The following is a 13,378-nucleotide window of genomic DNA, read 5'->3' as shown; positions in this document are numbered from 1 at the left end:
GTTTTTGTATCAAACATTTTTTTATTGGTTACTGCGTGATCATACCTAAAGCGGTTTCACCAATGCCCACTAACTTATCATTTTTGAATACAAGTGGCGTACATTCATCTTTCGTTGTTTTAGAATCTGAATGCTTGCTATGAGTTACATAAAAAAGTACTTGGTATACATCGTCATCTTTTTTTAATAGCTCTGTGAAATTAGGCGTTTTTAATTGCGTCAAAACAGATTGGTAACTGCTATCCATTTTTAGCTCTGATATAACTTCACGATTATTTTTATGTTGTGCTTGCCAGCTAGATGAATTCTTACCAGCCCAATGAGTCTCAGCTTCACCATCTGATACGGCAATAACACAGCCTGTTAAAAATGGAGCGATTAAAGCGGCTGCTAAAAGTGATTTTTTCATTTTTATTTACCTTAATAAGATTTTTAATTGGTTATTAGCTGTATTAAAGCAAAGAGTAGACCATATTTATAAGTTGTTATTAATCAGTTTGTTAAGGGGGTTAAGCTGTTTTTATCTAATAAAATATTAAATGTATTAGTAAAAACAGCCATTTTTTAGCTTATTTGATTACTACAATAAAATCACTACACCAAGCGGTTACGTGATTCGCCTTTATTAAATGCAGCAATATTTAAACTTACTTCATTAATTAAACGCACAATAGATTCGGTGCTTGCCCATGCTATATGTGGAGTAAGTAAAAGGTTATTACCTTTGTAATTAGCAAGTGGGTTTGAAAGCTCAGCAGGTTCTTTAGTTAGTACATCAACACCGGCTCCAGCAATTAGGTTTTGCTCAAGTGCTGTAGCTAAGTCGGATTCGTTAATAATTCCACCACGTGCTGTATTAATAATTATAGCGCTTGGCTTCATCATTTTAAGCTCATTAAGTGCAATTAAATCACGTGTTTCATCTGTTAGCGGGCAGTGTACGCTGATTATATCGGCTGTTTTAATGACGTCTTCAAAAGGCGTACGACCGTCGCGACATTTAACACCTTTGCGCTCTGCAACAATAACATTTGCGCCAAATGCCTCAGCCACTTTAGCAACGCCTTTACCTAGCGTACCACCGCCTATAATGGCAAATGTTTTACCTTGTAAGTCGTTAAAGCTGTAATCGAGTATGCAAAACATTTCACTTTTTTGCCACGCGCCTTGCTGGCAATCCGCCTGATAGCGGTGTGTGTTACCCAGTAAGTTAGTAATTAAAGAAAACGTATGTTGAACAACAGAAGGTGTTGAATAGCCAGCTACATTAGTTACGGCAATACCAAATTCTTTAGCGGCTTCTAGATCAACATTATTAGTACCAGTTGCACTTACACAAATTAATTTAAGCTGTGTAAGTTTGCTAATAGTGTCGCGATTTAAAACGGCTTTATTAGTGATTAATACATCAGCACCTTGGCAATGTTCAATAACTTGCTCTGGGCTAGTAAGTTCATAAGTCGTTAATTTACCAAGTTGTTCAATACCAGTAAGAGACGTTTTAGCTAACGTTGCGTTATCAAGAATAGTAATGTTCATTATGAGCCCTAAAATAAGTGGATCTGAAAGAGTTAAAATCGTAAAAAGATGCCTACGATCCATCAAAAATCTAAAATACGAGCTTAAGGTACTACGAAAGAAAGGCTTTGTTAATGGTATTACTACCAAATGATTAGAGGGCTTTGTATTAGTGGTCTGCCCACTAGCAGATTGAGAACATGGTATTTTGCTAGACTGATCAGATTTTTGCACTTTTGAGCAAGCTCATGGTCATAGAAGGTAATTAAACTCGGCTTTAAAACAAGTTGCTAAAAATAAAAATCGTTTTTTTGGTTATTTCGCATTTTAGATTGGCTGAGTTATAATCGGATATAGACATAAACGGTGCGCTTTGGCGTACCGTTTTTTAACATTGTAGATGTAGTAATGAGTGAATTAGAAGATAAATACGCAGATATACGCCCATACAACGACGACGAAGTTGCGGCGTCGCTTACACGTTTAATTAACGATGATGCGTTTATTGATGTAATAGCAAAGTATAATTTACCGCGCTTTTTATCGGCAGTGCCTTTTATTGCGCGTCCAATGGTAAGAAGTCAGTTACGCAAAAAATGGGGCAAAGTAAGCACCGTTGAAGATGTGCAAAATGAAGTGGCACAATACTTAGATAAACTAGTGAAGCGCACCACATCAAAAGTTACCTTTTCTGGGTTAGAACAGTTAGATGCTAACCAGGCCTATTTATTTATTTCAAACCACAGAGACATAGTGCTTGATCCTGCATTAGTTAACTGGGGTTTATACCAACATAAAATGAAAACAGTGCGTATTGCTATTGGCGATAATTTATTGCAAATACCTTACATTACTGAGCTTATGCGTCTAAATAAAAGCTTTATAGTTAAGCGCTCTGCTAAAGCACCAAAAGAGATGTTAAAAGCACTGACTCAATTATCGTCATACATTTACGATTCTGTGGTCGGTGGAAATTCTATTTGGATTGCGCAAAAAGAAGGGCGTGCAAAAGACGGTTTTGATCAAACTGATCCTGCGCTTTTAAAGATGCTGCAATTAAATGGGCGTAAACAAAAGAAAGAGTTTGGCGATTATATTAAAGAGTTAAAAATAGTGCCTGTTTCTATTTCTTATCAATATGAGCCGTGTGCAATTGCTAAAGCCAAAGAGCTTTACCACAAGCAGCATCATGGTGAGTACGTTAAATCGGCTGGTGAAGATATTGCGAGCATTGTTGAAGGCTTTAGTACTGCTAAAGGGCACGTGCATTTAGCATTTGGGCAACCAATTGAATCTAAATGTGATAGTGCTGAAGAGCTTGCTAAAACAATTGATAGGCAAATTGTTGATTCGTTTTATTTACACCCAGGCAATTACATCGCTGGTGGTTGTAAAGATGCGGTAATAGACTCTCCTGATACAGCGACATTTGAACAACGTTTAGCCTGTGTACCTGAAGAGTTAAAACCATTAGTGCTAGCTATGTACGCTAAGCCATTTCACCGTAAAACAGAGATAAATACTAATAGCTGTGAACATTAATACTCACAGCTCAATGAAACTAAGCAGCAATTAAATTGCTGCTTTTTTTTTGCTCAAAAATAACGCTATACTAATACCTCCTCTTCAACTGGGCGGTACTTATGCATGCAACAAATTGAAATATTTGATATTCCAAGTCCTTGCAAGAGTATTTGCTTAGTTAATAACAGAGGGTATTGCAAAGGGTGTTATCGTAGTCGGGATGAACGCTTTTCGTGGAATACCTTAACGAACGACCAAAAAAAGAAGGTGCTTAGTTTGTGCCAGCAGCGCTACAAACGTTATCTTCAAAAAAAGCAGCAAAATGCAGTGCCAAGCACACAGGCGCAGCAGCAAGGGTTCGACTTTTAAAAGCTTAATCCATACTTGGCTCTTAGTGCGTACACAGTGCCATTGTTAGTTAAGTTAATTAATGACATTTTAAGCTTTTCTACCAAGTTTTCATTACGCTTATTTAAATAATGATAAAGCGGATAAGTATTCAGCACTTCTTTTACAAAGCAACCTTGAGGTGAAGGTAGCTCATTGTTTTGCATTATAAAATTAATCATTAAAGCTCCCTGTACTTTTTTCTGAGCAAGCAAATTAAGTTGGGTATTCATGCTTTTAACTTTAATAATATTCCCTGCAAACTGTGTGCTTGCTAAATAATGTTCTTGGACAGGGTAGCCATCAACAATTGCGACGCTATCGAGCTGTTCTAAACTGCTAGGTAAACAGTTTTTATATAATACTAAGTCAAACTTAAAGAGCTCATAATCGACCCTAATCAAGTTTTCGTAATTTTCTTCAACGCTTGCATCTCTTCCTAACTGCCCATCAAGTACGCCATTATTTGCAGCTAGCAAAGCATTTTGGTGACTAAAATCGATTATATGTATTTTAAAACCGATATCTGCGTATGCTAACTTTAATAACTCTAAGGCATAATCAGCTTGTGGTGTACTTTGCGGACGATTAAAAGTGAGGTTGTATTGATGACTAAAACAAGAGGCACTAAAAAATAAATTTACCAATAATAACAAGATACTAAAATGTCTATTCATTATCAGTTCCAATTACTACAGAAATAAATAAAATAAGACGCGTATAATAACAAGGAGATTACCTCTTGCCCAGTTTCGGGGTTAATCAAATAATTTTAAAAGCGAATGAGGAAGTATTGTGAGTTTTAATTTATGCCTATTGTCACGTGAAGAAAAATACCAAATTCAGTTAGATTATGAAGCGTCTTTTTGGGCGTATCAAATTAAGCGAAATAAAAAAACGAGAGAGCAAGTTTATAATACAATCCATAGCCGTCCAATGGCTGAACAAATGGTTTTGAAGCAAAAATTTGAGCAATATTTAGCGCTAATGCTTAGCTAAGTGTTGATATAAAAATGTATATAGTTGAGTTGCTGGATGGGCTAAAAGTTCCACTCGTTAATAAATTTTATAAAAAACATAATGTAAGAGGGCGGGCTAATAAACAAGATAAGGTATGGGTTACTTACTATAATAATGAAATAGTTGCAGCATGTAGGCTGCAAGATAAAACAGAGTTCTTATTTTTATCTACCATGTTTGTTGCGCTGGAACATCGCGGTAAAGGTGTTGCTAAACAGCTATTATCAACACTCTTAAAGTCGCAAGATAAGATGATTAATACCTTCGCATATAAAAACGTAGTTGATTTATATTGTGCTATTGGTTTTAACCAGGTGTTAACATATACTCTTGCTTTACAAGTACTTTTTGATACTTACAAACATCGAAATATAGTCGCTCTAGAGTACCCATAATAATAAATAATAATATGGAATAAGCATGAGTAAATGCGTTAATGGGATCATTAGTTGCTTTGTAGTTTTAATAACTATCCTAAGTTGCCAAGTAGGCGCACAAGTAAAACGTTTATCTCCAAGCGAAGGCTTATCGCAAAGCTACGTTAATACAATGCTTATCGACACTAATGGTTACCTTTGGCTTTCTACTGAGGCTGGGCTTAATCGTTATGATGGCTATCAAGTTATTCCAATAAACGGCCCTAATGGTGAATTAGAAGAAGCGATCATTGATCGTATTTACCAAGACCCTCAAGGGCACATTTGGATAGCCTCTTTACTTGCAGGCCTATTTAGATACGACCCCGTAACAGATTCATATCAGCAATTTCTAGAAAAACCTACCAGTGAAGAAGAGATTATCAATCAGTCTGTGTTTAGTATGGTGGCTGTTGATAAAAAAACACTTTGGATTGGCCGAGGCCGCGATTTTGCAAAGCTTGATATAGCAACCGGAAAAATAACAACTATTTTTGAGCTGCCTGCTAAATATAAAAATACTCTTGTGAGAAAGCTGTTTGCTTACAATGGTTATATATTTATAGGTACAAGCCATGGCGCATACGTATTTGATATTGCCACAGAGCAAGTTAGACCCCTGCAGCATTTAAAAGGTGAAGCTGAACATATTTACCAAAATAATGTTAAGTCTTTCGTATTAGGTGAAAATAAACAACTATTAGTCGGGGCGGTACAAGGCTTATACGAAGTTGATATTAGTAATTTATCAAAAATGTTTGAACGCCCAGATTTACCTTTTAAAAGTAAAGTATTACTAAGTGACCTAAATGTTTGGAGCATAGTAAACGAACACGGAACAATAGATTTAGCTACCGACAAAGGCTTGTTTAAATTTGATTTAAACACCGGGGAGATGATTAAAAACACTCGAATAGCCCAAAGTAAGTACACACTTGCCGATACCAGTATTATTGATATGGCAAAAGATAAATCGGGTGGTACGTGGGTTGCGACTAAGACTGATGGTGCGTTTTATTTATCTCATGACAGCTATCATTTTAATAATGTCGATGGCACTTTGCTCGGGGGGGATGGTTTATCGCATCACTCTATCTGGGGGATTACCGAATATAAAGACAAGCTTTGGCTTGCAACGCATAACGGTATTACCGAGGTTGATTTAAAAACAAATATTGGTAAAGCTTATTTAAAAGATTACAAAGTCGACTTACTCACCACTGAGTTTACCGTATATGAAATAACGCCTTATAAAAATAATTTATGGCTTTATACGAACCGTGGTTTGTTTATTTTTGACCCTGTAACGCATCAAGTTAGCGAACCTAAAGTGCATAACCCTGCTAATCAGGAGTTAATTACCGGTAGGGTGCATGGCGTAACACTAATGCCAAATGGCGATCTATACTTTGTACACTCAGATCATGGGGTATTTATATACAATATAGATTCTCAAGTAATAACGCGTTTGGGTGGCCAGTTTGATCAGTTTGAACCCTTTTTAGCTCATGGCTTTTTACCTGCGCTGAGCAATAAACCAGATTCACCATTATTTTTTAATGCCGGTATTTTATACCAAGTAAACCCAAGTGATTTAGCACTTAAAATGATTTATAAAGTGCCAAAACAGCATGAAAACGTAGCCATTAGTGTGCTTTCTTACTTAATAGATAACAACAATATATTGTGGATATCACTTTCTAATTTCGGTTTAATAGGCCTTGACGCATCTACCTATCAATTAGTCCATACAATTGATTTAGAAAGGAATAAATTAGGCACTCTGCTATACGATATGGTGCTAGATGATGATGGCATGATCTGGATGAGTAGCCATAAAGGCATTTGGCGATTAAACCCAGAAACACTTCATTTTCAGCAATTTTCTACATCAGAAGGGCTACTCTCTGCTGAGTTTAATAGCAACGCCATGGCACAGCTCAAAGATGGCCATATTGCGTATGGTAGCTTAAAAGGTTTTACTTATTTTCATCCAATGGAAAACCAAAACTATCAGTCGCTTATTGATCACGTAAATATTACGCGAGTAGATTTAATGTCACGAGATTTATCGCTTGATTTAAAACAACCGCTCAACGAGGTTGTTTTAAACCATGATGATATAGGGCTTGAAGTTGCATTTTCGGCCATGGCATTTAGTAATCAAGAACGCATCATTTATGAGTATCAACTCGATAACGGACAAAAAAGTTATACCCGAAATAACAACCGTGTATTGTTTCCAAAATTGAATCCAGGTAATTATCAATTAAAAGTTTGGGCTAAAGACCCCCTGACTGGCGAATATACCTCGCCTGCTATTTTAAAAATAAAAGTAAAGTATCCACTTTGGCGTGCACCTTATTTTATGGTGCTTTATGGCATGCTGTTTATTGGCTTTGTTGCTATGTGGGTTATGCGCCGTAATAAAATTCAACGTATTTTATTGGCAGCAAATAAAGAAAGTAAAGAAAGCGAAGCGCGTTTAAAGCTAGCGCTTGAAGGCAGCGAATCGGGTGTTTGGGATTGGGAATCAAGTAATCCAAGTATTTACCAACCTCGCTTAGCGAGTGAGTTAGGCTACGAAAATGAAACCGTGAGCCTAGATGAATATTTATCTAAAATTCATCCGCAAGATAAACAGCTATTTCGCTTAGAGTGGCTTGAGTTTTTATCTACCGATAAAGGTTACTTTAATTGCACCTACCGCCTGCGCCATGCAAAAGGCTATTGGCGCTGGTATAAGGATTTTGGAAAAGTCGTTGAGTGGGATGATAAAACGCCACAAAAAGTAGCGGGTACCTACACAAATATGACCCGTGAGATGGTGTTTGAAGAACACGCTTTACTATTTACGGCAGCATTTGAGCAAACACGTGATTGGGTGTTTATCCTCGATAAAAATTTAAATATTCGGGCTTCTAATAAATCACTGCAAACCGCCTTTAACTTCTCTGCTGAGTCGTTATCTAGTCGAGCATTAAATTTAGGTATATCGCGCAGCAATCGTTTTGATTATTTACGCATAATGCAAAAGCTATCTATTGGAGAGCACTTTTCGTGTGAAGACAGTGTAGTTTTAGCAAGTGGTGAGCCACGCCATGTACTTGTGAAAATAAGTGCAGTGGCGGATAACGAACAGCGCCTTAATAGCTATGTCATTATTTTAACCGATATAAATGCACAAAAATCAGCCGAAAATGAGCTGCACTTATTGGCCAACTACGATGCCTTAACAGGGTTGCCAAATCGTACGTTATTTAATGACCGCGTTGAACACGCGCTTGAGCAAGCAAAATTTCACGAATGTAAAGTCGCTTTATTACATATAAATATTAAGCGTTTTAAATACTTTAATGACTCTTTGGGGCATGCAGTTGCTGATGAGCTAATTAAAGAAGTTGCTGAGCGTTTAAAATGCTCCTTGCGTCCATCTGATAGTGTTGCTCGATTTGGTGGCGATGAATTTGTAGTACTGGTGGAAGATATTCAGCAAATCGAACAAGTACTCATTATATGCACTAAGTTGATGGATTGTGTGAATCAAAATATTACGATTAATGGCCAAGTTGTAAACGTTAATTTAAGTATTGGTGTGTCTATATCACCAGATGATGCACAGCAAGGCTCTGCGCTTTTAAAAGCTGCGAGCATAGCGTTATATCATGCAAAAGACTCTTTAGAGGGGCGTTATCAGTTTTATAAGCAAGAGATGAATCAGCATGTTCAAAGAGCGCTGCATCTTGAGTCTCAGCTAACTAAAGCGTATCAAGAAGAAGAATTTTGTAATTACTACCAGCCTATCATTAACGCTGAAAGTCAAAAAACAGAAGGCTTTGAAGTACTGCTGCGTTGGCCTGAAAATAAGCTTGTGCAAACTCAAGAGTTTTCGGTGGCAGCAGAAGGTATAGGCCTAATTACAAAAATTATGCTGCAGACTTTTGCGCGCGCTTTATTAGAGCTAAAAGAGTGGCGAAAAGCCTCACCTAGCCTGTATTTATCTATTAATTTATCGGCTCTTGATTTTGAGTTTAAAGACCTTGTTCCTGAAATTAAAAAAGCGTTAAGTAATTCAGGAGTGTCGTCTGAGGCAATTGTTTTTGAAATAACCGAATCAATATTAATGCGTGATTCAAAAGAAGCGCTACACAGCATGGAACAACTTAAAAAGTTGGGCTGTAGATTGTATATGGATGATTTTGGTACGGGTTACGCATCGCTTACTTATTTAAAGCGTTTTCCTATTGATGTATTAAAAATAGATAGAAGCTTTGTACAAGACATAGGCATAGATTCTGACGATGAAGCTATTATTCAATCAATACTCGCGCTTGCAGATAGTTTAGGTAAAGAATGTGTAGCTGAAGGCGTAGAAAGCTCGCACCAACTCGCCTTTTTAAAGGCGCGAGGATGCATGCATTTTCAAGGGTACTTATTTAGTAAACCGGTACCTAATACCGAAGTACTCCCGCTTATTAATCGCAATTGGAGTGATATATTTAATTAATAATAGGAGTACTTATTTAAGGCCTTTTACCGCAGTGCCTGCAAAACAAATGGCTATTATGCTCATTCAACTGCGTTTTAATGGCCTTATTAGCTTCTAGTTTACTCAAGCCTAATTTATAGCGTAGTTCTTCTAGGTGTTCTTGTTGAGTATTATTAAGAGTGCCATCTTGAATTTGTTCATGTACGGCATCTTCAAAAAATTGGCGGCGTTTACGTATTTGTTCTGAAAAACTAGACGCCAGTAAACCGGTAGGTATTGCAACCATTCCCATGCTCAGTAGTGTAATAACCCCGCCGAAAAACTTACCCAATGGCGTTATAGGAACTACATCGCCATAACCAACGGTTGTTAGTGTTGCCATTGCCCACCACATAGCCGCAGGAATAGAGCCAAATTTATCGGGTTGTATGTCGTGCTCAATTAAGTAAATTCCGCATGAAGCTAAAATAAGCACGACGGCCATAATAAAAAAAGCAGCCATTAATGAACTACCTTCATCGTTAAAGGCTTTTAAAAGTAGCTGCATGGCGCGTGAGTAGCGAGTGAGTTTAAACACCCTTAATAGTCGGAGCACGCGTAAAAAACGTAAATCGAGAGGAAATAAAAACATCATTAAGCTTGGTAAAATCGCAATTAAATCAACAATTGCCAAAGGAGAGAAAAAATAGCTAAGCCGACGTTTGGTATGAGACCCTTCCATTGCTGCATATTGTGTTTTATCTACGCAAGCCCAAAGCCTGGCTAAGTACTCAATAGCAAAAATAGCGACCGAGACAATTTCTAAAACTAAGAATTCGTTGTAATACTGCTCTGCCACACTTGGGATTGACTCAATAACAATGGCTACAACGTTAATCATTATTAAGCTAATGAGTGCAATATCAAGAATATGTCCCGCTCGATGGTACTGGCCTGTGCCTTCAAACAGGCAAGCCATTTTTTGTCTTAAAGTGTGTGGTTCATTCATTATTTAAGTTTAAGTACCATGTTAATACTGCCTTCTTCAAAGTCGCGACTAATTTTAAAACCTAACTTACGGGCAAGCTCAATCATCCCTGTATTCTCTGGTAAGGTTATGCCTTCAATCGATTCCACACCTTGGCGTTTACAGTGGTTAATTGCTGCACTCATTAGTATGCGACCAAGCCCTAAACCTTGGCAATCTGAGCGTACTACAATGGCAAACTCAGCATGCAGGTTATCGGGGTCCATAATGACGCGAGACACACCTAATGTGCGAGTTTTACCTTCAAAGCGTTGGCAAACAATAAACGCCATTTCACGGTCGTAATCAATTTGCGTCATTTTCGCGAGTTGATCGTGGTTAAATTGTGGTAGTTCGCCAAAAAAGCGTTTATATCTGTCTTCTTTATTAAGTGACTCGTCAAATGCTTTATGAGCTTGTTCATCTTCTGGCTTTATTGGTCTGAGCGTAGCTTGGGTGTTGTTTTTAAGTGTTACCACTTCAACAAGTTCAATAGGGTAGGGACGAATAGATAAGCGCTTACGATTGCTCTGAGTTTGATAACGGCTAAGTGTCATGGTGGCATCGAGCACTAAAAACTGTCCATTACTGGCAAGTATAGGATTAAGTTCCATTGAGCTTATGTCAGGTTGATCAATAACTAACTGAGAAATACGCGTTAGCAGTGCACACAAACGATACTTATCAACTTTTTCGGGTAATATGCGCTCCTTTAGTACGCCTTTATCGTGCGCTGCGGCAATTAAATACTTTGCTAAGTTCATATTTAGTGGAGGCAGAGCAACAGCGGCTTGCGCATATTCAAGGCCGGTTCCTGCTTCACCTAATAATATAACAGGACCAAAATTAGGCTCGGTTTTAATTGCAATTCGCAGCTCATTTGCGCCTGCTCGCGGCGCCATTTTTTGTAATGAAAACCCTTCAATAACAGCATCCGGATACGTATTTTTAATACGGATAAGCATTGCAAAAGCGGTTTGTTCAACCTCGTTGGCATCGTTTAAGTTAAGCACCACACCACCTACTTCAGACTTTGAAGCAATGCTTGGGCTAATAAGTTTTAACGCGACCGGAAAACCAAGTTCTATGGCTTGCTCTCTGGCTTCTGTTGGGGTGTAAGCCACCTCAGTTTGAATGCATGTAATACCATAGTGATTTAATACTTGGCTTGCCTGATGGGTAGGTAAGTAGCTTTGTCCGTCATCTAAAAACTCATTAATAAGCGCTTTAGCTGCTACTTTATTTATTTTTGCGTCATCTGTATTCGACTCAGGTGTTTGCGTTAAATGCTTTTGGTTACGGCGATACGTTACCAAGTGCATAAACGCGCCAACAGCACCCTCTGGTGTTCTATAAGTTGGTATTGCGTTGTTTGAGCACACTTTTCTGGCGGCGTAAGATGCGTCTTCACCCATAAAATTAGTTATAACGTAAGGGCGCGCCATTTTAGGTAATGTTTGTAAGGTTTCTACAATAATGTTGGCGTAGTCTTCGCTGGGCGCAAGCGCTGAGGGAGTATGGATAATCAGTAAGTTTTTAACTTCTTTTGCGTGCAGTAAAATTTCTAATGCTTGCTTATAACGCGCAGGTGCTGAATCGCCAAAAATATCCACAGGGTTTGAGGTGGTTTCTGATTGCGGAATTACTTTATTTAGCGCATTTCGGGTTTCAATGCTTAGTTCTGCTAATTTACCGGAGCTTTGAATTAGCTCATCAACGGCCATAACACCTGGGCCGCCACCATTAGTTAAAATTGTTAGTTGCTCTACTTTTAATAATTTTGGATGCATGGCGAGTGTTTGTGTCGCTGCAAATAGCTCTCGTAAATCATTTACGCGCAGCATACCCGCTCGTTGAAATAACGCATCGTAAACAGCATCAGAGCTTTGCTTTCCGCCGGTGTGAATTTCGGCTGCAAGTGCGCCTGCACTTGTTTTACCTGTTTTAATCGCAATTACAGGTTTACTAAAGGCCGCAGCTCTTGCTGCTGATATAAAGCCACGAATATCTTCAATGTTATCAATGTAGAGTAAAATAGCTTTGGTTTTAGCATCACGACCTAAAAAGTCGAGTAGTTCATTAAAGTTTATATCAAGGCAATCACCTACCGATACAAAATATGAAAATCCAATTTCTTTGTTTTTAGCCCAATCTAAAATGGTTGAGCATACTGCTGCTGATTGCGATACAAATGCAATTTTACCTGGGCTTGCTACTGTATGTGAAAAGCTCGCATTTAGACCAATATGAGGGATCAGCAAGCCCAAACAATTAGGTCCAAGCAAAGTAACCTGTTTGGCTTGAGCGCATGCTTTAAGCGCGCTTTTTTGCTCTCCAGAAAGCCCATCTGCAATAACAATCGCCGTTTTACAGCCAAGCTCTCCAAGCTGCTCAATAATATCAATTAAGGTATTTTTGTTAGTACAAATAACAGCAAGGTCGGGTACTTTTGGTAAGTCAGCAATAGAGGGGTAAGCAAGTACGCCATGTACTGCGCTATGGCTTGGAGTAACGGGCATTATCGGCCCTTTAAAACCGCCTTGAAGTAAGTTGCGCATAACCACAAAACCAGCACGCGTTGATATATTAGAGGCACCAATAACGGCCACTGAGCTTGGGTTAAAAAACTGGGTAATGCGCTTAAGGCTCATGGTTTTTCCTAGGCTGATTAAATTTTGCGTTATTTATAGTCTCAATGTACCCTGTTTACTGTGTTATTTCGAGCGTCTAGATGCTTATTATTGATATCAATCAAGGAGATTATTGTGAATAAAACCCCCGGTTTTTACATTGTTATAGCGGCTATTTGTTTAAGTATAGGCTTAATTAACTTAGGGTTTATTTTAAAGAGCACAGCTCTCAGTGTAAAAGAGATGGAACGTACTGTGCAGGTTAAGGGATTGGCCGAGCGAGAAGTTATAGCCGATACGGTAATTTGGCCTCTGCAATTTAGTGATGCCGACAATAATCTTGAAAAATTAGTCAGCCGAGTTGAGAAAAAAAATGATGCTGTAACTG

Annotated in this window: 10 protein-coding genes and 1 pseudogene; 6 read left to right on the top strand and 5 right to left on the bottom strand. The window is 38.2% G+C overall.

From position 1 onward, the window contains the following. Window positions 1–28: 28 nt before the first annotated feature. Together P20429_RS01070 and P20429_RS01075 are read right to left on the bottom strand one after the other, a co-directional pair. A complete protein-coding gene (locus P20429_RS01070; protein ID WP_007586943.1) occupies window positions 29–409 on the bottom strand; it encodes a DUF3192 domain-containing protein in 381 nt (126 codons plus the stop codon). 185 nt (window positions 410–594) lie between these two features. After that, a complete protein-coding gene (locus P20429_RS01075) occupies window positions 595–1,539 on the bottom strand; it encodes a D-2-hydroxyacid dehydrogenase (protein ID WP_007586942.1) in 945 nt (314 codons plus the stop codon). Between the two features lie 387 nt (window positions 1,540–1,926). On the opposite strand from P20429_RS01075, the gene P20429_RS01080 reads away from it, so the two are divergent. After that, the gene (locus tag P20429_RS01080) at window positions 1,927–3,060 is read left to right on the top strand and encodes a 1-acyl-sn-glycerol-3-phosphate acyltransferase (RefSeq protein WP_024590668.1); all 1,134 of its coding nucleotides are present in this window, start codon (window positions 1,927–1,929) and stop codon (window positions 3,058–3,060) included. 105 nt (window positions 3,061–3,165) lie between these two features. After that, entirely contained in the window at window positions 3,166–3,411 is a 246-nt protein-coding gene (locus P20429_RS20460; RefSeq protein ID WP_007586940.1) for a DUF1289 domain-containing protein, read from the top strand. Here the strand turns inward: P20429_RS20460 and P20429_RS01085 are convergent. After that, window positions 3,408–4,106 (bottom strand): ABC transporter substrate-binding protein, encoded by a 699-nt coding sequence (locus tag P20429_RS01085; RefSeq protein ID WP_007586939.1) that lies wholly within the window; start codon window positions 4,104–4,106, stop codon window positions 3,408–3,410. The two genes, P20429_RS20460 and P20429_RS01085, sit on opposite strands and share 4 nt — an antisense overlap. Before the next feature lie 118 nt (window positions 4,107–4,224). Here P20429_RS01085 and P20429_RS01090 point away from each other — a divergent pair, with 118 nt between their 5' ends. From P20429_RS01090 to P20429_RS01100, 3 genes are read left to right on the top strand one after another with little or no spacing between them, the layout of a single operon-like run. Continuing rightward, window positions 4,225–4,428 carry a DUF3283 family protein gene (locus P20429_RS01090; RefSeq protein ID WP_007586938.1) on the top strand — a complete coding sequence of 68 codons (204 nt, stop codon included), beginning with the start codon at window positions 4,225–4,227 and terminating at the stop codon, window positions 4,426–4,428. A gap of 14 nt (window positions 4,429–4,442) precedes the next feature. Then, on the top strand, window positions 4,443–4,844 hold the full coding sequence (locus P20429_RS01095; RefSeq protein ID WP_007586937.1) for a GNAT family N-acetyltransferase: 402 nt from the start codon (window positions 4,443–4,445) through the stop codon (window positions 4,842–4,844). Between the two features lie 25 nt (window positions 4,845–4,869). Beyond that, window positions 4,870–9,372, top strand: a complete 4,503-nt coding sequence (locus P20429_RS01100; protein ID WP_007586935.1) for an EAL domain-containing protein — start codon at window positions 4,870–4,872, stop codon at window positions 9,370–9,372. Window positions 9,373–9,388: 16 nt separating this feature from the next. On the opposite strand, the gene P20429_RS01105 is transcribed toward P20429_RS01100, so the two are convergent. Together P20429_RS01105 and P20429_RS01110 are read right to left on the bottom strand one after the other, a co-directional pair. After that, on the bottom strand, window positions 9,389–10,342 hold the full coding sequence (locus P20429_RS01105; RefSeq protein WP_007586932.1) for an ion transporter: 954 nt from the start codon (window positions 10,340–10,342) through the stop codon (window positions 9,389–9,391). Next, the gene (locus tag P20429_RS01110; RefSeq protein WP_007586928.1) at window positions 10,342–13,011 is read right to left on the bottom strand and encodes a GNAT family N-acetyltransferase; all 2,670 of its coding nucleotides are present in this window, start codon (window positions 13,009–13,011) and stop codon (window positions 10,342–10,344) included. The genes P20429_RS01105 and P20429_RS01110 overlap by 1 nt, the downstream gene beginning before the upstream one ends. Before the next feature lie 114 nt (window positions 13,012–13,125). Here P20429_RS01110 and P20429_RS19970 point away from each other — a divergent pair. Next, a pseudogene (locus tag P20429_RS19970) lies at window positions 13,126–13,378 on the top strand (hypothetical protein); the annotation flags it as partial.

This window comes from Pseudoalteromonas sp. BSi20429, assembly GCF_000238895.1.
Classification (GTDB): Bacteria; Pseudomonadota; Gammaproteobacteria; order Enterobacterales; family Alteromonadaceae; genus Pseudoalteromonas; species Pseudoalteromonas arctica.
Note: the sequence above shows the minus strand (reverse complement) of the source record. Positions and strands in the feature narration are given on the sequence as shown.

What these genes read in the sequence shown, in the direction of transcription:
- P20429_RS01095 (WP_007586937.1), top strand. Translation starts at nt 4,443, where the DNA reads ATGTATATAGTTGAGTTGCTGGATGGGCTAAAAGTTCCACTCGTTAAT.
- P20429_RS20460 (WP_007586940.1), top strand. Translation starts at nt 3,166, where the DNA reads ATGCAACAAATTGAAATATTTGATATTCCAAGTCCTTGCAAGAGTATT.
- P20429_RS01100 (WP_007586935.1), top strand. Translation starts at nt 4,870, where the DNA reads ATGAGTAAATGCGTTAATGGGATCATTAGTTGCTTTGTAGTTTTAATA.
- P20429_RS01085 (WP_007586939.1), bottom strand. Translation starts at nt 4,106, where the DNA reads ATGAATAGACATTTTAGTATCTTGTTATTATTGGTAAATTTATTTTTT.
- P20429_RS01070 (WP_007586943.1), bottom strand. Translation starts at nt 409, where the DNA reads ATGAAAAAATCACTTTTAGCAGCCGCTTTAATCGCTCCATTTTTAACA.
- P20429_RS01110 (WP_007586928.1), bottom strand. Translation starts at nt 13,011, where the DNA reads ATGAGCCTTAAGCGCATTACCCAGTTTTTTAACCCAAGCTCAGTGGCC.
- P20429_RS01105 (WP_007586932.1), bottom strand. Translation starts at nt 10,342, where the DNA reads ATGAATGAACCACACACTTTAAGACAAAAAATGGCTTGCCTGTTTGAA.
- P20429_RS01075 (WP_007586942.1), bottom strand. Translation starts at nt 1,539, where the DNA reads ATGAACATTACTATTCTTGATAACGCAACGTTAGCTAAAACGTCTCTT.
- P20429_RS01080 (WP_024590668.1), top strand. Translation starts at nt 1,927, where the DNA reads ATGAGTGAATTAGAAGATAAATACGCAGATATACGCCCATACAACGAC.